The organism is Saliniferula longa (assembly GCF_050789285.1).
Taxonomy (GTDB): domain Bacteria; phylum Pseudomonadota; class Alphaproteobacteria; order Rhodobacterales; family Rhodobacteraceae; genus CAVPWP01.
In genome coordinates, this window is sequence record NZ_JBOUVX010000002.1 from 1,151,329 (window position 1) to 1,173,907 (window position 22,579).

At 69.1% G+C, this 22,579-nt stretch carries 26 protein-coding genes; 13 read left to right on the forward strand and 13 right to left on the reverse strand.

Annotated elements, in window-relative coordinates; translation table 11 throughout:
- Positions 1–45: 45 nt before the first annotated feature.
- Genes pgeF through lgt form a run of 3 tightly spaced genes read right to left on the reverse strand, consistent with a single transcriptional unit; the run spans position 46 to position 2,767 of the window.
- Complete coding sequence (pgeF, locus tag ACRDNQ_RS12220) at positions 46–804, reverse strand: peptidoglycan editing factor PgeF (RefSeq protein ID WP_431828926.1); 759 nt, start codon at positions 802–804, stop codon at positions 46–48.
- Positions 801–1,868: a class I SAM-dependent methyltransferase gene (locus tag ACRDNQ_RS12225; RefSeq protein ID WP_431828927.1), complete on the reverse strand. Its 1,068-nt coding sequence runs from the start codon at positions 1,866–1,868 to the stop codon at positions 801–803. Before ACRDNQ_RS12225 ends, pgeF begins: the two co-directional genes overlap by 4 nt.
- Positions 1,865–2,767, reverse strand: a complete 903-nt coding sequence (lgt, locus tag ACRDNQ_RS12230; protein WP_431828928.1) for a prolipoprotein diacylglyceryl transferase — start codon at positions 2,765–2,767, stop codon at positions 1,865–1,867. Before lgt ends, ACRDNQ_RS12225 begins: the two co-directional genes overlap by 4 nt.
- Positions 2,768–2,898: 131 nt before the next feature.
- On the opposite strand from lgt, the gene ACRDNQ_RS12235 reads away from it, so the two are divergent.
- The 5 genes from ACRDNQ_RS12235 (at position 2,899) to ACRDNQ_RS12255 (ending at position 6,187) form a co-directional block, all read left to right on the forward strand.
- A complete protein-coding gene (locus tag ACRDNQ_RS12235; RefSeq protein WP_431828929.1) occupies positions 2,899–3,153 on the forward strand; it encodes an accessory factor UbiK family protein in 255 nt (84 codons plus the stop codon).
- Positions 3,154–3,467: 314 nt separating this feature from the next.
- A complete protein-coding gene (locus tag ACRDNQ_RS12240) occupies positions 3,468–3,971 on the forward strand; it encodes a type III secretion system chaperone family protein (protein ID WP_431828930.1) in 504 nt (167 codons plus the stop codon).
- A gap of 115 nt (positions 3,972–4,086) precedes the next feature.
- Positions 4,087–4,902 carry a pyrroline-5-carboxylate reductase gene (proC, locus tag ACRDNQ_RS12245; RefSeq protein ID WP_431828931.1) on the forward strand — a complete coding sequence of 272 codons (816 nt, stop codon included), beginning with the start codon at positions 4,087–4,089 and terminating at the stop codon, positions 4,900–4,902.
- Entirely contained in the window at positions 4,899–5,234 is a 336-nt protein-coding gene (locus ACRDNQ_RS12250) for a tRNA-binding protein (RefSeq protein WP_431828932.1), read from the forward strand. The genes proC and ACRDNQ_RS12250 overlap by 4 nt, the downstream gene beginning before the upstream one ends.
- Complete coding sequence (locus ACRDNQ_RS12255) at positions 5,231–6,187, forward strand: 2-hydroxyacid dehydrogenase (RefSeq protein ID WP_431828933.1); 957 nt, start codon at positions 5,231–5,233, stop codon at positions 6,185–6,187. Before ACRDNQ_RS12250 ends, ACRDNQ_RS12255 begins: the two co-directional genes overlap by 4 nt.
- Here the strand turns inward: ACRDNQ_RS12255 and ACRDNQ_RS12260 are convergent.
- The 5 genes from ACRDNQ_RS12260 to ACRDNQ_RS12280 form a co-directional block, all read right to left on the reverse strand.
- The gene (locus ACRDNQ_RS12260) at positions 6,166–7,326 is read right to left on the reverse strand and encodes an MFS transporter (protein ID WP_431828934.1); all 1,161 of its coding nucleotides are present in this window, start codon (positions 7,324–7,326) and stop codon (positions 6,166–6,168) included. The genes ACRDNQ_RS12255 and ACRDNQ_RS12260 overlap by 22 nt on opposite strands.
- Positions 7,327–7,344: 18 nt before the next feature.
- Complete coding sequence (locus ACRDNQ_RS12265) at positions 7,345–7,935, reverse strand: thymidine kinase (protein WP_431828935.1); 591 nt, start codon at positions 7,933–7,935, stop codon at positions 7,345–7,347.
- A 137-nt stretch (positions 7,936–8,072) separates the two neighbouring features.
- Positions 8,073–9,053, reverse strand: coding sequence for a threonine ammonia-lyase (locus ACRDNQ_RS12270; protein ID WP_431828936.1), 981 nt, complete (start codon positions 9,051–9,053; stop codon positions 8,073–8,075).
- Positions 9,050–9,877, reverse strand: coding sequence for an alpha/beta fold hydrolase (locus ACRDNQ_RS12275; RefSeq protein ID WP_431828937.1), 828 nt, complete (start codon positions 9,875–9,877; stop codon positions 9,050–9,052). The genes ACRDNQ_RS12270 and ACRDNQ_RS12275 overlap by 4 nt, the downstream gene beginning before the upstream one ends.
- The gene (locus ACRDNQ_RS12280) at positions 9,877–10,563 is read right to left on the reverse strand and encodes a haloacid dehalogenase type II (RefSeq protein WP_431828938.1); all 687 of its coding nucleotides are present in this window, start codon (positions 10,561–10,563) and stop codon (positions 9,877–9,879) included. Before ACRDNQ_RS12280 ends, ACRDNQ_RS12275 begins: the two co-directional genes overlap by 1 nt.
- A gap of 97 nt (positions 10,564–10,660) precedes the next feature.
- Here ACRDNQ_RS12280 and ACRDNQ_RS12285 point away from each other — a divergent pair, with 97 nt between their 5' ends.
- Positions 10,661–11,059: a VOC family protein gene (locus ACRDNQ_RS12285; RefSeq protein ID WP_431828939.1), complete on the forward strand. Its 399-nt coding sequence runs from the start codon at positions 10,661–10,663 to the stop codon at positions 11,057–11,059.
- 1 nt (position 11,060) lies between these two features.
- Here the strand turns inward: ACRDNQ_RS12285 and ACRDNQ_RS12290 are convergent, their stop codons facing one another.
- A complete protein-coding gene (locus ACRDNQ_RS12290; protein ID WP_431828940.1) occupies positions 11,061–12,077 on the reverse strand; it encodes a serine hydrolase domain-containing protein in 1,017 nt (338 codons plus the stop codon).
- Between the two features lie 249 nt (positions 12,078–12,326).
- Here ACRDNQ_RS12290 and ACRDNQ_RS12295 point away from each other — a divergent pair, with 249 nt between their 5' ends.
- A complete protein-coding gene (locus tag ACRDNQ_RS12295) occupies positions 12,327–12,755 on the forward strand; it encodes an FKBP-type peptidyl-prolyl cis-trans isomerase (RefSeq protein WP_431828941.1) in 429 nt (142 codons plus the stop codon).
- 10 nt (positions 12,756–12,765) lie between these two features.
- On the opposite strand, the gene ACRDNQ_RS12300 is transcribed toward ACRDNQ_RS12295, so the two are convergent.
- The 3 genes from ACRDNQ_RS12300 to fabA are packed head-to-tail and all read right to left on the reverse strand — an operon-like array spanning position 12,766 to position 15,324.
- Positions 12,766–13,563: an enoyl-ACP reductase FabI gene (locus tag ACRDNQ_RS12300; protein ID WP_431828942.1), complete on the reverse strand. Its 798-nt coding sequence runs from the start codon at positions 13,561–13,563 to the stop codon at positions 12,766–12,768.
- A gap of 6 nt (positions 13,564–13,569) precedes the next feature.
- Complete coding sequence (gene fabB / locus ACRDNQ_RS12305) at positions 13,570–14,790, reverse strand: beta-ketoacyl-ACP synthase I (protein WP_431828943.1); 1,221 nt, start codon at positions 14,788–14,790, stop codon at positions 13,570–13,572.
- 24 nt (positions 14,791–14,814) lie between these two features.
- A complete protein-coding gene (gene fabA, locus ACRDNQ_RS12310; RefSeq protein WP_431828944.1) occupies positions 14,815–15,324 on the reverse strand; it encodes a bifunctional 3-hydroxydecanoyl-ACP dehydratase/trans-2-decenoyl-ACP isomerase in 510 nt (169 codons plus the stop codon).
- Between the two features lie 176 nt (positions 15,325–15,500).
- Here fabA and irrA point away from each other — a divergent pair, with 176 nt between their 5' ends.
- Positions 15,501–15,917, forward strand: coding sequence for an iron response transcriptional regulator IrrA (gene irrA, locus ACRDNQ_RS12315; RefSeq protein WP_431828945.1), 417 nt, complete (start codon positions 15,501–15,503; stop codon positions 15,915–15,917).
- Between the two features lie 88 nt (positions 15,918–16,005).
- On the opposite strand, the gene ACRDNQ_RS12320 is transcribed toward irrA, so the two are convergent.
- Complete coding sequence (locus tag ACRDNQ_RS12320) at positions 16,006–16,881, reverse strand: glycosyltransferase family protein (protein WP_431829121.1); 876 nt, start codon at positions 16,879–16,881, stop codon at positions 16,006–16,008.
- Between the two features lie 122 nt (positions 16,882–17,003).
- Between ACRDNQ_RS12320 and miaB the strand changes: the two genes are divergently transcribed.
- The 5 genes from miaB (at position 17,004) to lnt (ending at position 22,561) form a co-directional block, all read left to right on the forward strand.
- Complete coding sequence (gene miaB, locus ACRDNQ_RS12325; protein WP_431828946.1) at positions 17,004–18,332, forward strand: tRNA (N6-isopentenyl adenosine(37)-C2)-methylthiotransferase MiaB; 1,329 nt, start codon at positions 17,004–17,006, stop codon at positions 18,330–18,332.
- Positions 18,333–18,498: 166 nt separating this feature from the next.
- Positions 18,499–19,548 carry a PhoH family protein gene (locus ACRDNQ_RS12330; protein ID WP_431828947.1) on the forward strand — a complete coding sequence of 350 codons (1,050 nt, stop codon included), beginning with the start codon at positions 18,499–18,501 and terminating at the stop codon, positions 19,546–19,548.
- A gap of 5 nt (positions 19,549–19,553) precedes the next feature.
- A complete protein-coding gene (gene ybeY, locus ACRDNQ_RS12335) occupies positions 19,554–20,042 on the forward strand; it encodes an rRNA maturation RNase YbeY (protein ID WP_431828948.1) in 489 nt (162 codons plus the stop codon).
- Between the two features lie 40 nt (positions 20,043–20,082).
- Positions 20,083–20,985, forward strand: coding sequence for a hemolysin family protein (locus tag ACRDNQ_RS12340; protein ID WP_431828949.1), 903 nt, complete (start codon positions 20,083–20,085; stop codon positions 20,983–20,985).
- The gene (gene lnt / locus ACRDNQ_RS12345; RefSeq protein WP_431828950.1) at positions 20,972–22,561 is read left to right on the forward strand and encodes an apolipoprotein N-acyltransferase; all 1,590 of its coding nucleotides are present in this window, start codon (positions 20,972–20,974) and stop codon (positions 22,559–22,561) included. The genes ACRDNQ_RS12340 and lnt overlap by 14 nt, the downstream gene beginning before the upstream one ends.
- The last annotated feature ends 18 nt before the right edge of the window (positions 22,562–22,579 follow it).

The following is a 22,579-nucleotide window of genomic DNA, read 5'->3' on the forward strand; positions in this document are numbered from 1 at the left end:
GGCGGTGATTTCCCGCCCCGTTGGCGCTCCGTCACGCGTCGCCGGTCACAGCCGGATGACCGAAATCAGACGCCCGTAGTCCGCTTCCCGGGCATGAACGCTGCGGCGGTAGGAATAGAACCGCGCGGGATCGGAATAGGTGCAATGACGGGTCCAGCTTGCCTGACCCACGCCGCCTTGCCGCAGGCGGTGCAGACCGTAGCCCGGAAGGTCGAACAGCATCCGGTCGCCATCCCCATGGGTGAAGAAGCTGGTGCTGTCGGGATCGTCGTCGCGGAACCGCTCGAAGAACTCGGGGCCGACCTCGTAGCAGCGCTGGCTGATCGTCGGGCCGATCACTGCCGCCGTCCTTCCGCGCCGCGCGCCAAGCGTTTCCATCGCATCGAGCGTCGCCTCGAGCACACCGTCAAGGGCGCCCTTCCAGCCGGCGTGCGCAGCGCCGATCACGCCGGCCTCGCGGTCTGCGAAGAGCACCGGCTGGCAATCGGCGGCAAGCACGGCCAGCGCGAGACCCGGGGTGGCAGTGACCATGGCGTCGGCCTGTGGGGCTGGCCCCTCACAAGGCGCGTCAAGCGTCACGGCGCGCGCGGAGTGGATCTGAAAGACGGTCTGCAGATTGGAAGGCGTAACGCCCATCGCCTCGGCCACTCGGATCCGGTTGATCGCCACCATCTCGGACTGGTCGGTCGATCCGAAGCCGCAGTTGAGCCCCTCGAATATCCCCGAGGACGCGCCGCCGCGGCGGGTGAAGAAGCCGTGGCGGATTCCGCGCAGATCGTCGCTGGTGAGGATCTCAAGCGTCATGTGTCGAACCCGGGGGGCGGCGGCGTTCCGCGGGAATGAAGGGCGATGGCCTGAAACAGGCTCCCCATTTCGTCGGGGTGCGTCAAGCGCCGATGCGCGGCGATGTGCGCGTCCCGCCCCGGACCCGCCTCCATGCCGCGCGCCAGGGCTTGGGCGCGCGCGGTTATGCCCAGCCGTTCGAGCAGGACACCCTGGGGGACGGGGCGCGTGGCCAGGGCCGGGGCTGCCGCGGCGGCGAGAGCGGAGAAATCGACATGGGCGGTCAGATCGGCCTCGCCCGGGCAGGCAAGGGGGTCAACCTTGCGGTGCGCCTGCACGGCCTGGAACGTGTCGCCGGTCCCGCCCCAGTCGCCGTAGTCGACGATCAGTGCCACGCCCCCCGCGGCGGCGATCCGCTGGCCGATCTCGCCGGTGATGGCGGCGGCCGAGGGGCACAGAGCGACCATGTCGCCCTCGGCGGTGTCGGACAGGCGCGGGGCAAGGGCCGCCACAGGGGCGGCGTCGGTCAGGCCGAAGGAAAGACGGCCCTCGACCAGGCCCACGACCCGTTCGCGCCAGCCCGCGCCGGCGCGCAGGAACTGGCGCACCGGAAGAGCGTCGAAGAATTCGTTGGCCACAAGGAACAGCGGCAGGTCCGGCAGGGTCGTGACATCGGCGTGCCAGGTCGGGTCCGCGTCGCCCAGCCGCTTGGCCTGGACAGCCCGCAACGCGGGCGAGACCTCGACCAGATGCAGGCGCAGCCCGGCATGGAACCCCGGCACACGCGCCGTGGTGCGCAGGATGTCGGCCATCAGCGTGCCGCGTCCGGGACCAAGCTCGGCCAAAGCGAAGGGCGCGGGCGCGCCCCGGTCAAGCCAGGCCTGCGCCAGTGCCAGCCCCAGGCATTCGCCGAACATCTGACTGATCTCGGGCGCGGTGACAAAATCGCCCGCCGCGCCCAGGGGATCGCGCGTGGTATAGTAGCCGTCGCGCGGGTCAAGAAGGCATTCGACCATGAACTCGGCGATGCTGAGCGGCCCCGTGGCGGCGATGCGGGCCCGAAGGCGGTCAGCCAGCGCGGTCATGCCGCCTTCGTCCGCCCGCCTGGTCGCGCCCGTGCGATCAGCCAGAGCCCGGCCGCGATCATCGGCAGCGACAGAAGCTGGCCCATGGTCACGCCCAGCGGCCCAAGGCTCAGGACATGGCCAAGCGGGTTGCCGGGGGTAATGAACTGCTCGTCCGCGACGCGGAAGAACTCGACGAAGAACCGCGCTGCCCCATAGCCCGCAAGGAACATGCCCATGACCGCGCCCGGTGTCTTCAGCCAGCCCCGACGCCAGACAAGCCAGAACAGCACAAGCGCCAGCGCAAGCCCCTCGAGCCCCGCCTGATACAGCTGCGAGGGGTGGCGGGCGCAGAACCCCTCGATCACGCCGGGGCAATCCTGCGCGCGTGGGCCGGGAAAGATCACGCCCCAGGGCAGATCGGTCGGCCGTCCCCAGAGCTCGCCGTTGATGAAGTTCGACAACCGCCCGAACATCAGCCCAAGCGGCGTGCCCAGCGCAAGAAGGTCCCCCACGCCAAGGATCGAAAGCCCGTGGCGGCGGCAGAAGAGAAGCCCCGCCACGACCACGCCCAGAAAACCGCCGTGGAAGGACATGCCGCCCTGCCAGACCTTCAGGATCTCGAGCGGGTTCGCAAGGTAGTAGGCGGGCTGGTAGAACAGCACGAAGCCAAGCCGCCCGCCGACGATGATGCCGACGATGATGCCGGTCACCATCTCTTCGACCTGCTGGGGCGTCATCGTGGGCGCCTCGTTCAGGAAAAGCCGCGGGGTCTTCACCGCCCGGGTGATGATCGTCCAGCCGACCAGGACCGCGGCGATGTAGGCCAATGCGTACCAGCGCAGCGCGAAGGTGAAGTCGCCGATCTCGATCGAGAAGAGCTCGGGCGAGATCTCGGGAAAGGGTATGGCGAAGAGCATGGGCTGAGTGGACCCGGGCCGGGGGCAATGTCAACGGGGTCGACGGGGCGCGTGTGCGGGGTGCTTTCGCGGGGTGCTTGCACGTGGCGGTTCGAAGGCCATATAGCAGGGGAAACCGGAAGGGACGAGCCATGCAGACCCGCAACAAGATCCTCGACGACCTGTCGCAACTGATGACCAACGCCATGGGCGTGGCGCAGGGTGCCAAGGACGAAGCCGAGACCGCGTTCAGGGGCATGATCGACCGCTGGCTTGCCGAGCGCGATTTCGTCACGCGTGAGGAGTTCGACGCCGTCCGCGCCATGGCGCAGAAGGCCCGCGAAGAGAACGAGGCGCTGTCCGCGCGCCTTGCCGCGCTGGAAGCCGCCGCTGGCAAGGCGAACTGACCCGGGGACGGCCGGGCGCGCGATTCCGGCTGCGCGTGCACCTTCATAAAGAACGCACCCAGACGCGACGGCGTGGCAGACGCCGCGCCTCAGCCCCGCGTGAACATCTGCGCTTTTCCGATGGCGCCCGGTCTCTGCGGCGGCGCGCGTCGCACGAAAAAAACCGCGGCGGTCCTGAATTCCCCCTTTACAGACCCCCCCTTTGCGCACACCATATCTAGTAAGGATACGGGTGACGAAACGCCGATCCTTGAGCAGGCACCCAAGCTTTGTGGGCCTCGACGCCCGTAAAGCTATAACCCATGAGGCCGCGCATGTCGCTTTCCGAGCAGTACTTCTCGACCGACGACCTACACCCCATCGACATCGTCGAGCACATCGCCGAACACCACGACTGGGACTTCGACCGGGTGGGCGACGACCAGATCGCGATGGCTGTCGAGGGGCAGTGGCGGACCTATTCGATCACGCTGGCCTGGTCGCCGCACGACGAGACGCTGCGGCTGATCTGCACCTTCGAGATGGAGCCGCCCGAGGACAAGCTTGCCGCGCTTTACGAAACGTTGAACTGCGTGAACGACAGCTGCTGGGCGGGGGCCTTCACCTATTGGCACGCGCAGCGGCTGATGGTCTGGCGCTACGGCCTTGTGCTTGCCGGCGGACAGATCGCCGGGCCCGAGCAGATCGACACGCTGATCAACGCCGCCGTTCTGACCGCCGAGCGGTTCTATCCGGCGTTCCAGCTTGTCGCCTGGGCCGACAAGTCGCCGCAGGATGCGATGAAGGTCGCCATCGCCGAGGCCTACGGCACCGCCTGAGGCGCTTCGCGCCGAAAGCCGCCTGTAGCGGCTTGCCTTCGGCGAGGATATTTATCACCAAGAAGAAAGGCCCGCGGGGTGCTGCGGGCCTTTGCGTTTCGAGGGGGACCAGAGGGTGGATTTCGGCGAGGTGGGCGACCGGGGGCTGGTGCTTCTGGGCTGCGGCAAGATGGGGTCGGCGATGCTTCGGGGCTGGCTCGACCGCGGGCTTGATCCTGCCCGGGTCTGGGTGATCGAGCCGGCGCCGTCGGACTGGCTTCGGGGAATGGGCGGCATCCATCTGAACGACGACGTGCCCGAGGCCCCGGCGGTGCTTGTTGTCGCGGTCAAGCCGCAGATGATGGGCGCGGCGCTGCCCGGCGCGGCCCGGCTGGGCGGCGGGCGCACGGTGGTGATATCGATTGCCGCCGGAACCCGCATCGCGCGCTTCGAAGAGGTGATGGGCGCGGACACCCCGGTGGTGCGCGCCATGCCGAACACGCCCGCCGCGATCGGCCGGGGCATCACGGCGCTTGTCGGCAACGCGCGGGTGACGGACGCGCAGATGGCGATGGCCGAGGCGCTGCTTGCCGCGATCGGGCAGACGGTCCGGCTGGACGACGAGGGGCAGATGGATGCGGTCACCGCGGTCTCGGGCTCGGGGCCGGCCTATGTGTTTCACCTGATCGAGACGCTGGCGGCGGCCGGCGTGGCCGAAGGGCTGCCGCCCGAGATGGCGATGCGGCTGGCGAAGGCCACGGTCGCGGGGGCCGGCGCGCTGGCCGAGGCGGCCGCGGAGACGCCCGCGCAGTTGCGCGTGAACGTCACCAGCCCGAACGGGACGACCCAGGCCGCGCTCGAGGTCCTGATGGACGAGGAGGTCGGCTTTCCCGCCCTTCTGCGCCGCGCGGTGAAGGCCGCAGCCGATCGCAGCCGGGAGCTTGCGCAATGACTATCACCTTTGATGAGTTCCTCAAGGTCGACATCCGTGTCGGGCGGATCACAAGGGCTGAACCCTTTCCCGAGGCGCGCAAGCCCGCGATCAAGCTTTGGGTCGATTTCGGGCCAGGGATCGGCGAGAAGAAGTCCTCGGCCCAGATCACGCGACACTACCGCGTCGAGGACCTGCCGGGGCGACAGGTCCTTGCGGTGGTCAACTTTCCGCCGCGCCAGATCGGCAAGTTCCTGTCCGAGGTCCTTGTCCTTGGCGTGCCGGACGAGGAGGGCGAGGTGGTGCTGATCGGGCCGGGCCATACGGTGCCGGTCGGAGGGAGGATGTATTGAAACCGACGCTTCTCATCACCCGCGCCCTGCCCGAAGCGGTGCTGGACCGGGCGCGCGCGCACTTCGACGTGACGCTTCACGACAAGGCCGCCCCCCTGACCGAGGCCGAGGCCGCGGCCGCCCTTGCAACTTACGACGCGATCCTGCCCACGCTGGGCGACGGGTTCCGGGGCCGCGCCTTCGATGGCGGGCCGCACCGCTGCAAGGTGCTGGCGAATTTCGGGGTTGGCTACAACCACATCGACGTCGCCGCCGCGAAGTCTGCGGGCCTGATCGTCACGAACACCCCCGGTGCGGTCACCGATGCCACCGCCGACATCGCCCTGACGCTGATCCTGATGGTCTGCCGCCGCGCGGGCGAGGGCGAGCGGCGGGTGCGCGCCGGCCAGTGGCGCGGCTGGGCCCCGACGCAGCTGCTGGGAACCCATGTCACCGGCCGGACTGTCGGCATCATCGGCATGGGGCGGATCGGCAAGGCCATCGCGCGGCGGTGCCACTTCGGCTTCGAGATGGAGGTGATCTATTACAACCGCAGCCAGATCACCGACCCGCATGTGCCGGGGATGCAGATCGACAGCCTGACCGACCTTCTGCAAAGCGCTGACATCGCCGTTCTCGCGGTGCCGGCCACGCCCGAAACGAAGCACCTGATCGGGCCGGCCGAGCTTCGGGCGCTTGGCCCGCGCAGCTATCTGGTGAACATTGCACGCGGCGACGTGGTCGACGAGGCGGCACTGGTGACCGCGCTCAAGGACGGCACGATTGCCGGGGCGGGGCTTGACGTCTACGAGCGCGAGCCCGAGCTTGCGCCGGGCCTGACCGAGTGCGAGAACGCGGTCCTTCTGCCGCATCTCGGCACGGCCGCCCTCGAAGTGCGCGAGGCGATGGGCTTCATGGCGCTGGCCAATGCCGAAGCCGTGGTCGAAGGGCGTCAGCCCCCCAACCCGGTCTGACCCGAGGCCGGCCGAACCCGGCTCAGGGCCGCGACCAGGCCCGCGGCGACGGCTGCGGTTCCCCACATCGCGGTCCATCCGAACTGGGTCGAGATCTGCCCAAGGATCGGCGGCGACAGCAGATACCCCATGTAGGCCACGCTGGTCACGGTGGCGAGCATCGGACCGCGCCGCGCCGGATCGGCGCCGCGTGCGACAGCGCGAAAGACCGCCGGCTCGATCGGGCCGACGCCCATGCCCGCCACGAGAAACAGCGCCAGAAGCAGCCAGACCGGCCCGGCATGGGGCAGAAGCGCGAAGGCGGGCAGGGCAAGGCAGGCCGCCAGCGTGACGGTGCCGCGCGCGGTCAGCCGTGCCTCGAGTTCGTGGGCGGCGAGCCGCCCCAGCGCCAGACCCAGAACGAAGGCCGCGGGCGCCAGGCCCGAAAGCGCGGGCGCCGCCCCTCGCACGGTTTCTAGGAAGATCGCGGCCCAGCTGTTCGACGAGGATTCCTGGAACGCCGAGCAGGCGGCCATCACCCCGAAAAGCAGCGCCACGCCCCGCAGGGATGCCGTGCCGCGCCGGGCGGGAAGCGCGTCCGGCGTCTGGTGACGTCCGCAGACGCGTTCGATCGAGGCCGAGGCCACGAGGATCAGCGTCACGCCGCCGAAGATCGCTGCCAGCCCGACGCCTTCGCCCCGCAACCAGCCCGCGCCCGCGCTTGCGCCCAGCATGGCAAGGGGAAAGACCGCGTGCATCCGGTTGAACAGTCGCCCGCCCGTGTCTTCCTCGATCCGCGCGATGCGGGAATTGAGCGAGATGTCGAGCGCCCCCGAGGCCGCGCCGAGGATCGCGAAGGCAAGGATCAGTCCCGGAAGACCCGGCGCCACCGCCAGTGCCGCGGTGCCCAGCGCGAAGGACAGCATGCAGGCGGGAATCGCCCACGGGCGGATCAGACCGACGCGCCGGCCGAAGACCTGCATCACGGGAAGGGCCGCCAGCGTCATCACGCCCAGGGCAAGACCGTAGCCCGCCGGATCGAGGCCGGCGCGCGCCTGCACGGCCGGGGCCGAGGCCGCGAGAGCGCCCCAGAAGAACCCCGCCGCGGCATAGGCCGCGCCGACCGAAAGGGTCTGCACCCGGGCGGACAGTTGCGTCATCGGGGCGTCATTGGGGCGTCATTCGGGGGTCCGGTCGCCGACGGCTTCGCGCCAGTGCCGGCGGCACAGCGAAACGTAGGTCTCGTTCCCTCCGATCTGGACCTGGGCGCCTTCGGTCAGGGCCTTGCCATCCTCGTTGAGCCGGACGACCATGGTCGCCTTCTTGCCGCAGTGGCAGATGGTGCGCGCCTCGCGCATCTCGTCGGCCAGCGCCAGAAGGGCGGCCGAGCCGGGGAAAAGCTCGCCCCGGAAATCGACGCGCAGCCCATAGCACATGACCGGCACGTCAAGGTCATCGACCGCGCGGGCAAGCTGCCAGACCTGCGCCTTCTCGAGAAACTGCGCCTCGTCGATGAAGACGCAGGCGACCGGTCCCTGCTTCAGGCGGCGGCCGATCTTCTGGTAGAGATCCTCGCCCGGGGCGAAGGTGTCGGCGCTGGCCGAGATGCCGATGCGCGACCCGACGCGGCCCCCGCCCACCCGCCCGTCGACGGCCGCGTTCATCAGATAGGTCTCCATCCCCCGCTCGCGGTAGTTGTAGGACGCCTGCAGAAGCAGCGTCGACTTGCCCGCGTTCATGGTCGAGTAGTGGAAATAGAGCTTGGCCATGGGCGTTGGCTAGCGCGGGGGGCGGGGAAGGGCAAGACGGGGCGAGGGCGCCGGTTTCGATTGGCCGTCACGTATCCTAGGGGCAGGTGGGAGAGGGGCGGACGGCCCCTGCCGCGTTACCTCGGGCGTCCGCCCTCTCAGCTGCCGTCGCCCCAGCTGTCGACCGCGCGGCGGAAGACCGTCCAGTCGACGTTTCCGCCCGACGCCACCACGATCACGGCGTCGCCCTCGACTTCGTCGGGACGGTAAAGCGCCGCGGCCAGCGCCACGGCCCCGCCCGGTTCGAGGACGATGCGGAGGCGCGCAAAGGCGGCGGCCATGGCGCGCAGCGCCTCGTCGTCGCTGACGGCAAGGCCGGGGCCGCAGAGGCGGGCCATGATCGGGAATGTCAGCTGGCCCGGGGCCGGCGTCACGATCGCGTCGCAGAGCGACCCGCCGTTGCGCTCGTTCCGCTCGATCCGGCCGGAGGCCAACGAGCGGGCGACATCGTCGAAGTCCCGGGGTTCCACCGGACGGGCGCGCAGCCCTGGCGCGCGCCCCTCGAGCGCCAGCGCGATTCCCGAGGTCAGCCCGCCGCCCCCGCAGCAGACAAGGACATCGGCCCGGGTCACCCCTTCGGCGGCGGCCTGATCGGCGATTTCGAGGCCCGTCGTGCCCTGTCCCGCGATGACCATCGGGTCGTCGAAGGGCTTGACCAGAGTCAGGCCACGCTCGGCCGCAAGGGTCGCGCCCAGGCTGTCGCGGTCGTCGAGCGCGCGGTCGTAAAGGATCACCTCGGCCCCCAGCGCGCGGGTGTTGGCGACCTTCACCTCGGGCGCGTCCTTGGGCATGACGATGACCGCGGGCACGCCGAATTCGGCGGCCGCCTGCGCCACCCCCTGCGCGTGGTTGCCCGAGGAATAGGCGATCACGCCGTGCCGCCGCGTCGCGGGGTCCATCGCCGACAGGGCCGACCGGGCGCCCCGGTACTTGAACGATCCGGTCTTCTGCAGGGCTTCGGCCTTTACCAGCACGCGCCGGCCGGCGATCCGGTCTAGGAACGGCGAGGTCAGAAGCGGGGTCACCCGGGCATGGCCCTTCAGGCGCAGGGCGGCGGCAGCGATGTCGTCGAAGGTCATTGCAGGGCCTCGATCCAGGCATGAAGGGCGGCCAGCGCCTCGGGCTCGTCCAGGAAGGGGACGTGGCCGCGTCCGGGCACGGTGGCCACGATCATGTCGGGGCGCCGCGCCGTCATGCGCGCGGCGGTTTCCGCCGACAGCAGCGACGAGCGCGCGCCCCGGATCAGGGCAAGCGGCAGCCCCTGAAGCGCGTCGAAGAGCGGCCAGAGATCGGGCGCCGGCGCGGCCCCGTCGGCCTGGTTGAAGGTGGCGGCAAGCGCGGGGTCGTAGGCGATGTGCAGGCCCTCGGGCGTTTCGACGAAGTTGTGACGCACCTCGTCGCGCCAGCGGCTGTCGGGAACCCCGGTGAACTCGGGGAAAAGCGCGGCGCGGGCCTTCGCCGCCGTCTCGAGATCGGGAAAGCCCGGGTCGGTCCCGACGTAGCTGCGGATCGCGGCCAGTCCGCGCGGGTCGAGTTCGGGCCCGATGTCGTTGAGGCAGACGCCGATCAGCCGGTCTTTCGCGCTAGCCGCAAGGACCATGGCGACGAGGCCGCCGCGCGACGTACCGAGGATCGCCACCCTGCGAAGACCCAGATGGTCGAGCAGGGCAAGGACATCGCGCGTCTCGGTCTCGACAGTGTAGGTCGCCGGGTCGGCGCGATCCGACAGCCCGCGCCCGCGCGCGTCAAGCCGGATCACACGCTGGTCCGCAAGGTGCGGGGCGACGTAGTCGAAGTCGCGCCCGTTCCGGGTGAGGCCGGGCAGGCACAGAAGCGGCAGCCCGCCGCCGCCCGTGTCGTCGTAGTGCAGACGGGTGCCGTCGAAGGAGGCGAAGCGCGGCATCACAGGCTCCGCGCCAATTGGGGAATGTCCGACAGGTCGCGCAGGATCCGCTCGGGCCGGCCCGGCAGGCGGTCGGGCGGCTCGCCCGCGCGGTTGACCCAGGCGGTGCGGAAGCCGAAATGCGCGGCTCCGGCGGCGTCCCAGCCGTTCGACGAGACGAACAGGACGTCGGACGGGTGCACGCCCAGCCGGGCCTCGACCAGCTTGTAGACGCGCGCGTCGGGCTTGAAGACCCCGACCTCCTCGACCGACAGGACCGCGTCGAGATGCAGCCCGATCCCGGCCGAAGCCACCGCCGACGCCAGCATGTCAGGCGCACCGTTCGACAGGATCGCGGTCGTCATCCCCTCGCCCTTCAGCGCCCGCAGCATGGCGGGGACCTCGGGATAGGCGTCAAGCTCGCGGTAAAGCGCCAGAAGCCGGTCGCGCAGGCGGGGATCGTCAAGACCCAGGGCGGCCAGCGTCCAGTCCAGACCGTCCTGCGTCACCTGCCAGAAATCGGTATGTTCGCCCAGGATCGTGCGCAGCCAGGTGTAGCTCAGCTGCTTCTGGCGCCAGAATTCGGCCAGCTTCGGCCAGGCCTCGGCGAGCGCCTCGTTGCCGGGCTCGGCCGCGGCGCGGCGGGCCGCCGAGGCGACGTCGAAAAGGGTGCCATAGGCATCGAAGATTGCGGCGCGGATCGTCATGGCCGGACCCTTGCACAGCCGCCGGGCAAGGGAAAGGCCGCCCCCGGGTCGAATCGTGCTAGACTGCGGCAGTATCGTTGACAGGGAGGACTGCGGAATGTCGGACCATCACGGCGCGGTCTGGTGGACCGAACTGATGACCCGGGACGTCGAAACGGCCAAGGCCTATTACGGCCAGGTCTGCGGCTGGACCTGGCAAAGCATGCCAATGGGCGAAGATGGCGACTATCACCTTGCCATCCGGCAGGGCAGGCCGGTGGCCGGCATGATGGACATGTCGGGGATGGGGACGATGGCGCATGTTCCGCCGCACTGGTTCAGCTATTTCGCCGTCGACGACGTGGATGCGGCGGCCAAGGCGACGGCGGCCGCGGGCGGCAAGGTGATCCGCGAGCCGTTCGAGATCCCCGGCACCGGGCGCATCGCCATCCTCGAGGATCCGACCGGTGCGGCGATGGGGCTGATGACGCCGTCCCCCGACGCCGCGGGCGCCTGAGCTAGCTGCGCGCGGCCTCGGCTGCGGGCACGATCAGATCGGTCAGAAGGGCGTTGAGGTCGCCCGCGTGGCCTGCGGACCGCGCCGGGCGGGTCGGGTCCGAGGTCACGGCAACGGTGAGGCCGAGCGACGGGACGACATAGAGCATCTGCCCGCCGTATCCCCGGGCATAGGCCACGTCGTGCCGACCCGCGCGCAGCAGGAACCAGCCATAGCCGTAGTCGTGCCCCGAGAAGTTCGAACGCGTGCGCGCGGTGAAGGACTGCGTGACCCAGTCCGCGCTCACAACCCGGACGCCGTCGAGGGCGCCGCCCTGCCGGAACGCCTCGCCGAAGCGTATCAGCGCCAATGGCGACAGAGCCATCTCGTTGCCACCCATGAAGCGGCCCTGCGGATCGCGCGTCCAGGGCGGGATCTCGATGCCCAGAGGGCGGCCAAGGCCGGTGCGCGACAGGTCGAGAAGGCTTTGGCCCGAGACCTCGGTCAGCACCGCGCCAAGGACATGGTAGCTGCCGGTGGAATAGAGCATCCCCTGTCCCGGCACCCCCACCATGGGGCGCGACAGCGCAAAGGCCACCCAGTCGCGGCTTTGAACCCAGGGGCCGTAGTTGCGCCCCGAGGTGCGTTCGAGGCCCGCCTGCATGGTCAGTAGATCGGCCAGGGTGATGGCGCCAACGCGCGGATCGGCGCCTGCGGGGATGAGATCAGGCGCGACCTCGGCCAGCGTCGCCCCCGGCCCCGGCAGCGCGCCGGTGTCGATTGCGATGCCCGTCAGCGCCGCGACGATCGTCTTCGAGACGGATTTGACGTTGACCGCGCGGTCAAGGGCGGGGCCGCGAAAGGCCTCGGCCTCGACGATCCGGCCATCGGCCGAGATGACGATCGCGTTGAGCTGGTCAAGCGCGCGGGCCCGGTCGAGTGCGGGGCCATAGCCGGCGGCGGCGCTGCCGGGGCGCGCGGCAAGGGCCGCGCCGAGCCCGGCAAGGACCATGCGGCGGGTAAGGGAAGACAGCGTCATGGCGGAAAGACTAGTCTGTGCCCGGCGCCCCGGCGAGGCGCCCGAACGGCGCCGCACGGGATTGTGAGGACGGTTGGGGGGCGCTGCCCCCGTCCCCGTCGGGGCGGGGACCCCCCCGGAGTATTTGAGAAAGAGAAGAAGACGGGGTTTACTTCCCCTGCCTGCCTTGGCAGCTTCGAGGGCATCGCGACCAAGCACCCGCGCGTCAGCGGCCTTGGCAAATTCACCCAAGACAGATCGGAGGATTCAATGACGCAGGCCAAGCCGGGCGACAAGCTTCGCCTCCATTACACCGGCACCCTGGACGATGGCACCGTCTTCGACACATCCGAAGGGCGCCAGCCCCTGGAATTCACCCTGGGCTCGGGCGAGGTCATCCCCGGCCTCGATTCCGGCGTGACCGGGATGGCGGTCGGCGAAACCCGCAGTGTCCGGGTCGAGCCGGACGAGGCCTATGGCGAGCACGACGCCTCGCGCGTGCAGGCGGTGCCGCTTGCCTCGGTTCCGGATCACATCCCGACCGAAACCGGCACCCAGCTTCAGGTCCAGACCTCGAGCGGACAGGTGATGAACGTCACGGTCGCCGGCCGGACCGAGAGCGAGCTGATGCTTGACGCCAACCATCCGCTCGCCGGCAAGGCGCTGACGTTCGAGGTGGAACTCGTCGAGATCGCCTGAAGCGGTCGCGTCAGAGGTTCTCGGGTTGCGGCATTCCGAGCACGTGGTACCCGCCGTCGACCACGATGATCTCGCCCGTGGTGCAGGCGCCCTGGGCCGAGGTCAGGTAGACGGCGGTGCCGCCGATCGCCTCGAGCGTGGCGTTGGCGCGCAACGGCGCGTTGATCTCGGTCGTCTTGAAGGTCTTGCGCGCGCCCCCGATCGCGGCGCCCGCCAAGGTTCGCATCGGCCCGGGTGAGATCGCGTTGACGCGGATGCCTTCGGGGCCAAGGTCATTGGCAAGATAGCGCACCGACGATTCCAGCGCCGCCTTGGCCACGCCCATGACGTTGTAGTAGGGCGTGACCCGGTTCGACCCGAGGTAGGTCAGCGTCACGATCGACCCGCCCCCGGCCGCGGTCATCAGCGGGCGCGCCCGCCGGGCGACGTCGATGAGCGAGTAGCAGCTGATCTCGAGCGAGGTCTTGAAGTTCGCCTTCGTGGTGTTGATGAACCGGCCGGTCAGCTCGGCCTTGTCGGAAAACGCGATGGCGTGGATCACGAAGTCGAGGCTGCCCCATTCGTCCGCGAGCGTGGCGAAACAGGCGTCAAGCTCGTCCTCGTTCGTGACGTCGACGTCGATCAGGAGCGGCGACCCCCCAAGGCTTTCGGCCAGCGGACCGACCCGCTTGCCGAAGGCCTCGCCCTGGTAGCTGAAGGCAAGCTCGGCGCCCTCGGCATGGAGCGCCTGCGCGATGCCCCAGGCGATCGAGTGATTGTTGGCGACCCCCATCACGAGGCCGCGTTTGCCGGTCAGGAGGTCAGGCATGGCCGTTCACCCGTGGTATTTCGACAAGGCGAGCGAGGCGTTGGTGCCGCCGAAGCCGAAGCTGTTCGAGATCACCGTATCAAGGGTGGCCTTGCGCGTCTCGGTCACGATTTCCTCGGGCCGGAGCGCCGGGTCGAGGTCGTGCACGTTGATCGAGGGAGCGATGTAGCCGCCCTGCATCATCAGGATCGAATAGATCGCCTCGTGCACGCCGGCCGCGCCCAGCGCATGGCCGGTCATCGACTTCGTCGCGCTGACCGGCGGGTGATCCTGGCCGAAGACGCGGCGGATCGCCTCGATTTCGGTCACGTCGCCGACGGGCGTCGAGGTGCCGTGGGCGTTGATGTAGTCGACAGTGCGGTCCCCCAGCGTCGAGATCGCAAGCCGCATCGCCCGTTCGCCGCCTTCGCCCGACGGGGCGACCATGTCATAGCCGTCCGATGTCGCGCCGTAGCCGGTGACCTCGGCATAGATCTTCGCGCCGCGCGCCTTGGCGTGCTCGAGCTCTTCGAGCACGACCATCCCACCGCCACCGCCGATCACGAACCCGTCGCGCGTCACGTCATAGGCCCGGGCCGCCGTCGTGGGGGCGTCGTTGTACTTCGACGACATCGCGCCCATCGCGTCGAACAGGCAGGACAGCGTCCAGTCGACTTCCTCGCCGCCGCCCGCGAAGACGATGTCCTGCTTGCCCATCTGGATCTGTTCGACCCCGTTGCCGATGCAATGCGCGCTGGTCGAGCAGGCCGAGGTGATCGAATAGTTGATACCCTTGATCTTGAAGGGCGTGGCAAGGCAGGCCGACACGGTCGACGACATGCAGCGCGTGACCATGAACGGCCCCATCTTCTTCGGCGCGCCCTTTTCCTTCACCGTGGTGAAGGCGGTGAAGAAGTTCGAGGTCGAGGGCCCGCCCGAGCCGGCGATGAGGCCGGTGCGCTCGTTCGAGACGTCGCTTTCCTCAAGTCCGCTGTCGGCGACCGCCTGTTCCATGGCCAGATAGGCATAGGCCGCGACCGGCCCCATGAAGCGAAGCTGCCGCTTGTCGATCACGTCTTCCAGAACGATGTCGGGTCGGCCGTGGACCTGGCTGCGAAAGCCGTTCTCGGCGTATTCGGGGGCGAAGGTGATGCCCGAGCGACCGGCGCGAAGGCTCGCGTCGACCTCGGCGGCAGAGTTGCCGATTGGCGAGATGATCCCGATCCCGGTGATGACGACTCGACGCATGGCGTTCCTTCCTCGTAGGGGCCGTCAGCTTTCCGACAGCGCGACCTTCATGTCCTTGACCAGATAGATGATTTCGCCATCGGCCTCTACCCGTCCGTCAGCGACGCCCATGGTCAGGCGGCGTGTCTGCAGCGCCTTGGTGAAATCGACGTGATAGGTCAGCATCTTCCGGTCCGGCCGCACCATCCCGGTCAGCTTGACCTCGCCCACGCCCAGCGCATAGCCCCGTCCGGGCCAGCCGCGCCAGCCGAGGTTGAACCCGGTCAGCTGCCACAGCCCGTCAAGGCCAAGGCAGCCGGGCATGATCGGGTTGCCGGGAAAGTGGCAATCGAAGAACCACAGCTCGGGCGTGATGTCGAACTCGGCCACGACATGACCCTTGCCGTGCGCGCCGCCATCATCCGAGATCTCGGTGATACGATCCATCATCAGCATGGGCGGCAGCGGCAGCTGCGCGTTGCCGGGGCCGAAAAGCTCGCCCCGCGCGCAGGCCAGAAGGGCCTCCTTGTCGAAATAGGTCGGATACTGGCCCATTCTCCCCCGCTTTGTTTTTCTCTGTCCGGTTCCCGGTTCGGCACCTCTATCAAACGTGCAAGCGGACACGCAAGCCTGCCGAACTCCGCGAAAACCCCGCCTTGCCCTTGATTTTCGGGCCAAACTGGACGATTTCAAAGGGGCAGTCGCAATGTAACACCACGCGAGGCCCAGCCATGACGCCCCTGGCCCTGGAACGCAGCACGGAATGGCTGGCCGCCGCCGGCCTGCGCCCGACCCGCCAGCGCCTGTCGCTGGCGGCTCTTCTCGTGGGCGACGGGCTCAACCGCCACGTCACCGCCGAAAGCCTGTTCGAGGCATCGCGCGAGGCCGGCGAGCGGGTGTCGCTGGCCACGGTCTACAACACGCTCAAGGCGTTCTGCGATGCGGGGCTGATGCGCGAGGTCACGGTCGATGGGTCGAAAAGCTACTTCGACACGCGCATCGACGACCACCCGCATTTCTACTGGGAAGACACCGCGACGCTGACCGACGCGCCTGCCGACGAACTCGAGATCGCGCGCCTGCCGAAGGCGCCCGCGGGCGCCGAAGTGGCGAAGGTCGACGTGGTCATCCGCCTGCGCCGCAGCTGAGTGCACCCGGACCCGGCGCGTCCAACCTGACCGCACTCGAAGGGGCCCAGCCCCGCAGCGACGGTCGCGACCGACAGCGGACGCCGGCTCAGAACCATTGGCCGGCCTCCATCAGCCCGAGGTCGAGAAGCTGCTGCGGGTCCCACTCGAAGCGGACAGAATTCGGCCAGACGAAGCTCCCGATCGCCTCCCGGCTTCCCGGGATCGCCCGCAGCGCCCTGGCCGCGCGGAACGAACAGACCGCCGCGGTCAGGTTGTTGTGCCAGGGGCAGGCATAGGTGTTCATCTCTTCGTCCGTCAGCGTCGCGTCCGGGCGCAGGCGCAGCCCGCGTCGCGCCCGGAAAAGCGCCACGCGGTCGATCCGCCGCCGTTCGTGCGGGACATGCTCCTCGAAGCGCCAGCGCAGGCCGCCGTGGAAGTCGAACTGGCGTTCCTTCGCCTTCCAGCTGTTCCCGGGGTCCTTGCGATCGAGCGCGTGATAGCCTGTCCGGTCAAGATGCGCCTCGGCCACCGACACCCCGTCCGGCGCGGCCGCAAGGTTGGGCGCGTAAAGGTCGATCACGAAGGCCACCATCGCGTCGCGCCGCTCTTCGGCGTGGAAGGCCAGCATCTCGGCGACGCTGCGGCTGTCGCAGAAGGGGTAGAACAGGAACTCGGCGTTGTAGCCCCAGTAAAGCCAGGTGCCCGGGGGGGCCGCGTCGATCACGGCATTCACGGCCGCGGGCACCGCGCCCTCGGCCATCGTCGGATAGCGGACGGTGGTGACCTCCGGCCTGGCCGCCTCGTCCGGGATGGCCAGACCCGGCGGCACGAACAGGACCAGACTGCAGAAGCCAAGCCCGAGGTGATGCGTGACCGTCCGGCCCAGCTCGGCCCCGTCCTCGGCAAAGATCAGCGCGACCGGCCCGCGCGCAAGCGCCGCGCGTCCGCCTGACGTCAGCGCGGTCAGCTCGCCGTGGTCGATGCCGTCGATCTGCCCCATCCCTGCGAGCGTTCCACGAAGCGTTTTCCCGCGCAAGCGTTGCAGCGCGGGCCCCGATCCGCTAGAGGGCGCGGGATCGTCAAGCGGCAGGGGACCGGCCCGTCATGGCACCGACGCGCAAGCTCTTCGTCAAGACCTACGGCTGTCAGATGAACGTCTATGACAGCGAACGCATGGCCGAGACGCTGGGCGCGCAGGGCTATGTCCAGACCGATCGCGCCGACGAGGCGGACATGATCCTTCTCAACACCTGCCACATCCGCGAGAAGGCGGCCGAAAAGGTCTATTCCGAGCTTGGGCGCATGAAGCCTCTGAAGATGGCGAAGCCCGACCTCAGGATCGCGGTGGCCGGCTGCGTGGCCCAGGCCGAGGGCGAAGAGATCCTGCGCCGCCAGCCCATCGTCGACCTCGTCGTCGGACCGCAAAGCTATCACCGCCTGGCCGAGATGGAGGCGCGGGTTGCGCGCGGCGGAACGGCGGTCGACACCGATTTCCCGGCCGAGGACAAGTTCGATCACCTCGTGGCGCGCCCCAGGGCCCTGCGCGGACCGACGGCCTTCCTGACCGTGCAGGAAGGCTGCGACAAGTTCTGCGCCTTCTGCGTCGTGCCCTACACCCGCGGCGCCGAGGTCAGCCGCCCCGCCGCGAAGGTCCTTGCCGAGGCGCGCGACCTGGTCGATCGCGGTGTGCGCGAGATCACGCTTCTGGGGCAGAACGTCAACGCCTACCACGGGGTGGGCGAAGACGGCGCCGACTGGACGCTGGCCCGCCTGATCCGCGCCCTTGCCGGGATCGACGGTCTGCTGCGCATCCGCTACACCACCTCGCACCCCAACGACATGAGCGACGACCTGATCGCGGCCCATGGCGAGGTCGAAAAGCTCATGCCCTATCTGCACCTGCCGGTGCAGTCGGGATCGGACCGCGTGCTGAAGGCGATGAACCGCAAGCACGGCGCCGAGGCCTATCGCCGCCTCGTCGACCGCATCCGCGCCGCCCGGCCCGACCTGCTGTTGTCGGGCGACTTCATCGTCGGGTTCCCGGGGGAAACCGAAGCCGATTTCCAGGCCACGCTCGATCTGGTCGAGGCGGTGGGCTACGGACAGGCCTACACCTTCAAGTATTCCGAACGCCCCGGCACCCCCGCGGCCGAGCGCGCGCAGGTGCCCGAGGACGCGAAGGATGATCGCCTCCGGCGCCTGCAGGCGCTGATCACCCGCCAGCAGCGCGCCGCGCAGGATGCGATGGTCGGCCGCGAGGTCGGCGTGCTCTTCGAAAAGGCCGGGCGCATGCCGGGCCAGATGGTCGGCAAGTCCGACCACCTGCACGCCGTCCACGTCGCCGCCCCGGGCATTGCGCAAGGCGACCTGCGGCGGGTGCGCATCGTCGAAAGCGGACCGAACTCGCTTGGCGGGGATCTCGCCGCGGGCTGAAACTCAGCGCCACACGGTTGCGTTTCTTCTGGCCGGAAATACCTCGGGGGTCCGGGGGCAGAGCCCCCGGCATCACGAAATCTTCGTGACAACCGACACTATCCCTTGCGCGATGCCGCCTTCCGAGGCACCATTTCTGCGCAAACCCCTCGAACCGGAGAGCTCCTTGGTTATCAGCGCCCTTGGCCCGACGACTCACCCCGACGACCTTGCGGAAACGCAGCTCGAGTTCCCGGACAACCGGCTTCTGATAGACCTCTGCGGCGAATACGACCGCAACCTCGCCCGGATCGAGCACCAACTCTCCGTCCAGATCCTGCGCCGCGGCAACCGCCTGTCGGTGATGGGCGACGAGACCGCGCGCGCTCAGGCCGCCGCCGTGCTGGAAGAGCTTTACGCAAAGCTCGAATCCGGCCGCGCGATCGAGGCGGGCGACATCGACGGCGAAATCCGCATGGGTGGGGCCGGGGCGCGCCAGGGCGTTCCGCCCGGCATGCGCCCGGCGGCGCATCCGGGGCTTCGCCCGGGCGACCAGCTCGAGATGTTCCAGGGCGGGCGGGTCGAGATCCGCACCCGCAAGAAGCTGGTCGAACCCCGGACCGAGGCGCAGAAGGCCTATGTCCGCGCGCTTTTCGCCAACGAACTCGCCTTCGGGATCGGCCCCGCCGGCACCGGCAAGACCTATCTCGCCGTCGCGGTGGGCGTCTCGATGTTCATCGGCGGGCATGTCGACCGTATCGTCCTCAGCCGCCCGGCGGTCGAGGCCGGCGAACGTCTGGGCTTCCTGCCCGGCGACATGAAGGACAAGATCGATCCCTACATGCAGCCGCTCTACGACGCGCTGAACGACTTCCTGCCGTCGAAGCAGGTGCAGAAGCTGATCGAGGACAAGCGGATCGAGATCGCGCCGCTGGCCTTCATGCGGGGCCGGACACTTTCGAACGCCTTCGTCGTGCTCGACGAGGCGCAGAACGCAACGACCATGCAGATGAAGATGTTCCTTACCCGCCTGGGCGAGGGCAGCCGCATGGTCATCACCGGCGACCGCAGCCAGGTCGACCTGCCGCGCGGCGTGGCCAGTGGCCTTGCCGACGCCGAGCGTCTGCTGAAAAGCATCGACAGCATCAGCTTCAACTACTTCACCTCGAAGGACGTCGTCCGCCATCCGCTGGTGGCGAAGATCATCGAAGCCTACGACGCCGATTCCGAGGCCTGAGGCCCGTGGCCGCGCAGGTCGAGGTGCTGGTCGAGGGCGGCGACTGGGACGCCGCCGCGCTTGAGGCGCTGGCCCTTCGCGCGGTCGCGGCGACGTTCGGGCATCTGGGCATCGGCGGCGACCTCGAAGTGGCGGTGCTCGCCTGCGACGATGCGCGCATCGCCGCGCTAAACGCCGATTTCCGCGGCAAGCCGCAGCCGACGAATGTGCTGTCCTGGCCCTCCGAGGACCGCGGCGCCGACGAAGACGGCGCCGTGCCGCGACCACCCGAGGCGGGGGAGGACACGCTTGGCGACATCGCCATCGCCCATGAAACCTGTCTGCGCGAGGCGGCCGAGGCCGCCAGGCCGTTCGAGGATCACGTGGCCCATCTGCTGGTCCATGCCACCCTTCATCTGTTGGGCTACGACCACACGCGCCCGAAAGATGCGGAATTGATGGAAGGTCTCGAGGTCGAGATACTTGCCACGCTGGGGGTCCCCGACCCATATTGAGCGCGCGCCCGCCGACGGGCGCGGCATTTGGAAAGGTACGATGGGCGACAGCCAGGACGGATCTACGATCGCAGCGCAGGGCGCGCTGCATAGCGGGATCGACGAAGACGAGGACGAAAACCGAACCAGGCCGGGCTTCTGGTCCCGGCTTTTCGGAACGGCGGAACCGGATACTGGGGAGGGCGCCTACAGCGCCGAGCCCGCCCAGGCGAATGGCGTGGCCCGGCTTCCGGGGCTTGGCAACCTGCGTCGCATGCGCGTCGAGGACGTGATGCTTCCGAAGGCCGAGATCGTCGCCGTGCCCGTAACCATCAAGAAGGACGACCTTGTCGAGAAGTTTCGCGAAAGCGGAATGACGCGTCTGCCTGTCTATAACGGCACGCTCGACACACCCATGGGCCTTGTCCATCTGAAGGACTTCGCGCTGAGCCACGGCTTCAACGGGTCGAGCGGGCGTTTCGCGCTGCGCTCGATGTTGCGGCCGTTGCTTTACGTGCCGCCATCGATGCCGATCGGCGTGCTTCTGCAGAAGATGCAGAACGACCGGATGCACATGGCGCTCGTGATCGACGAGTACGGTGGGGTCGACGGTCTGGTGACGATCGAGGACCTGATCGAGCAGGTCATCGGCGAAATCGAGGACGAACACGACACCGGCGAGGACCGCTTCTGGACCGAGGAGAGCCCGGGCTGCTACCTGGCCCAGGCCCGCGCGCCGCTGGACGAGTTCGAGGCCGAAGTCGGCATGAAACTGGTCGACAAGGACGACGAGGAAGAGATCGACACCCTTGGCGGCCTTGTCTTCATGCTGGCGGGTCGGGTTCCCGCGCGGGGCGAGGTGATCCACCACCCCGACGGTCCCGACTTCGAGGTCGTCGACGCCGACCCACGCAAGATCAAGCGGCTTCGCGTGCGCGTGAAGGGCAAGCATGCCGATGCCTGAGGCGCCGCCGGCGCCTCTTGGGCGCCGGCGGTCCGAACGGATCGGGGCGTCGTCCGGGCGGGTCCGATTCGCGCTTGCGCTTGGCGCAGGTGGCCTGGCCGGTCTGGGACAGGTGCCCTTCTCGCTTGTGCCGGTGTCGCTGCTGGGCTTCGCGCTGGCCTGTCTTGCGCTTTTGTCCGCGCCGTCTCTGGGCGCGGCGGCGGTCGCCGGCTGGGCGGTCGGGGCGGGGTATTTCGCGATCACGCTGTTCTGGATCGTCGAGCCCTTCTTCGTGGATGCCGCCCGCCATGCCTGGATGGCGCCCTTCGCGCTTGTGTTTCTTGCCGGCGGACTTGCGCTGTTCTGGGGCGCCGCCTTCGCCGCGGCGCGTCTTCTCGCGCCCGGGGACGAGCGGCGTCAGGCGCTGGCCTTCGCGGTGACGCTGACGCTTGCGGAACTGGCGCGATCCTATGTCCTGACCGGCTTTCCCTGGGCGCTGCCCGGCTATGTCTGGACGGAAACGACCCCGCGCGGCTGGGCCGCCGTCGTCGGGCCCCATGGCCTGAGCTTTCTGACGCTGGGGCTGGCGGCGCTTGTCGCCCTTGTCCTTGCCGCGCCGCCCCGGCCGATGGCGTGGCGGCGGCTTGCGGCGGCGGCGGTGGGCTTTGCCCTATTCCTGGGTGCGGGCCCGCTGTTCCTGCCGGCCCCGGGGCCGGGCGGCGACGGGCGGCCGATCGTTCGTCTGGTGCAGCCCAACGCCCCCCAGCACGAGAAGTGGGACCCCGACAAGGCGGTGGGCTTCGTGCGCCGTCAGATCGATTTCACCGGCGCGCCCGCCGCGCCGGGTCAGGCGCGCCCCGACCTGATCGTCTGGCCCGAGACCGCGATCCCCTATCTGCTGGAACAGGCGGACCCGGTCCTGCGGGACATCGCCGCCGCGGCCGGGGATGCGCCGGTCGTGATCGGCGTGCAACGGCGCGCGGCGGAGCTGGCCTACAACGCGCTGGCCGTCATCGGCGCCGGCGGCGCGATTTCTGCGATCTACGACAAGCATCACCTTGTTCCGTTCGGGGAATACATCCCCCTCGGCCAGCTTTCGACGCTTGTCGGGATGCGCAGCTACGCCGCGCGCGACGGCTATGGCTACAGCCCGGGGCCGGGACCGCAGCTTCTGGACCTGGGACGGCTTGGCGTGGCGCTGCCACTGATCTGCTATGAAGCGATCTTCCCGCAGGATCTGGCCGGCGCGCCGGGGCGGGCGGATTTCCTGCTTCAGATCACCAACGACGCCTGGTTCGGCGAGTTCTCGGGGCCCTACCAGCATCTGGCCCAGGCGCGCATGCGCGCGGTCGAGCAGAACCTTCCCATGGTGCGGGTCGCCAACACCGGCGTCTCGGCGATGATCGATCCCGCGGGCCGGGTCCTGGCAGAGATCCCGCTGGGTCAGGCCGGCTGGATCGACGTGGCGCTGCCCGCGGGCGGGGCGCCCACGATCTACGTGCGCACCGGCGACTGGGCCGCGCTAGCGGGTCTTCTGGGGCTGCTTGCCCTGCTGGCCGCGACACGCGGGATGGCCCGGGCGCGAAATCGTCATTGAAACTGGCGCCAAGCTTTC

Excerpts from the sequence above, each read along its gene's own strand:
- ACRDNQ_RS12300 (WP_431828942.1), bottom strand. The coding sequence starts at position 13,563 with ATGCCTGACCTCCTGACCGGCAAACGCGGCCTCGTGATGGGGGTCGCC.
- ACRDNQ_RS12250 (WP_431828932.1), top strand. The coding sequence starts at position 4,899 with ATGACTATCACCTTTGATGAGTTCCTCAAGGTCGACATCCGTGTCGGG.
- ACRDNQ_RS12260 (WP_431828934.1), bottom strand. The coding sequence starts at position 7,326 with ATGACGCAACTGTCCGCCCGGGTGCAGACCCTTTCGGTCGGCGCGGCC.
- miaB (WP_431828946.1), top strand. The coding sequence starts at position 17,004 with ATGGCACCGACGCGCAAGCTCTTCGTCAAGACCTACGGCTGTCAGATG.
- ACRDNQ_RS12235 (WP_431828929.1), top strand. The coding sequence starts at position 2,899 with ATGCAGACCCGCAACAAGATCCTCGACGACCTGTCGCAACTGATGACC.
- lgt (WP_431828928.1), bottom strand. The coding sequence starts at position 2,767 with ATGCTCTTCGCCATACCCTTTCCCGAGATCTCGCCCGAGCTCTTCTCG.
- ACRDNQ_RS12275 (WP_431828937.1), bottom strand. The coding sequence starts at position 9,877 with ATGCCGCGCTTCGCCTCCTTCGACGGCACCCGTCTGCACTACGACGAC.
- ACRDNQ_RS12295 (WP_431828941.1), top strand. The coding sequence starts at position 12,327 with ATGACGCAGGCCAAGCCGGGCGACAAGCTTCGCCTCCATTACACCGGC.
- ACRDNQ_RS12240 (WP_431828930.1), top strand. The coding sequence starts at position 3,468 with ATGTCGCTTTCCGAGCAGTACTTCTCGACCGACGACCTACACCCCATC.
- irrA (WP_431828945.1), top strand. The coding sequence starts at position 15,501 with ATGACGCCCCTGGCCCTGGAACGCAGCACGGAATGGCTGGCCGCCGCC.
- fabA (WP_431828944.1), bottom strand. The coding sequence starts at position 15,324 with ATGGGCCAGTATCCGACCTATTTCGACAAGGAGGCCCTTCTGGCCTGC.
- lnt (WP_431828950.1), top strand. The coding sequence starts at position 20,972 with ATGCCGATGCCTGAGGCGCCGCCGGCGCCTCTTGGGCGCCGGCGGTCC.
- ACRDNQ_RS12290 (WP_431828940.1), bottom strand. The coding sequence starts at position 12,077 with ATGACGCTGTCTTCCCTTACCCGCCGCATGGTCCTTGCCGGGCTCGGC.
- ACRDNQ_RS12280 (WP_431828938.1), bottom strand. The coding sequence starts at position 10,563 with ATGACGATCCGCGCCGCAATCTTCGATGCCTATGGCACCCTTTTCGAC.
- fabB (WP_431828943.1), bottom strand. The coding sequence starts at position 14,790 with ATGCGTCGAGTCGTCATCACCGGGATCGGGATCATCTCGCCAATCGGC.
- ACRDNQ_RS12270 (WP_431828936.1), bottom strand. The coding sequence starts at position 9,053 with ATGACCTTCGACGACATCGCTGCCGCCGCCCTGCGCCTGAAGGGCCAT.
- ACRDNQ_RS12265 (WP_431828935.1), bottom strand. The coding sequence starts at position 7,935 with ATGGCCAAGCTCTATTTCCACTACTCGACCATGAACGCGGGCAAGTCG.
- ACRDNQ_RS12225 (WP_431828927.1), bottom strand. The coding sequence starts at position 1,868 with ATGACCGCGCTGGCTGACCGCCTTCGGGCCCGCATCGCCGCCACGGGG.
- pgeF (WP_431828926.1), bottom strand. The coding sequence starts at position 804 with ATGACGCTTGAGATCCTCACCAGCGACGATCTGCGCGGAATCCGCCAC.
- ACRDNQ_RS12340 (WP_431828949.1), top strand. The coding sequence starts at position 20,083 with ATGGGCGACAGCCAGGACGGATCTACGATCGCAGCGCAGGGCGCGCTG.
- ACRDNQ_RS12285 (WP_431828939.1), top strand. The coding sequence starts at position 10,661 with ATGTCGGACCATCACGGCGCGGTCTGGTGGACCGAACTGATGACCCGG.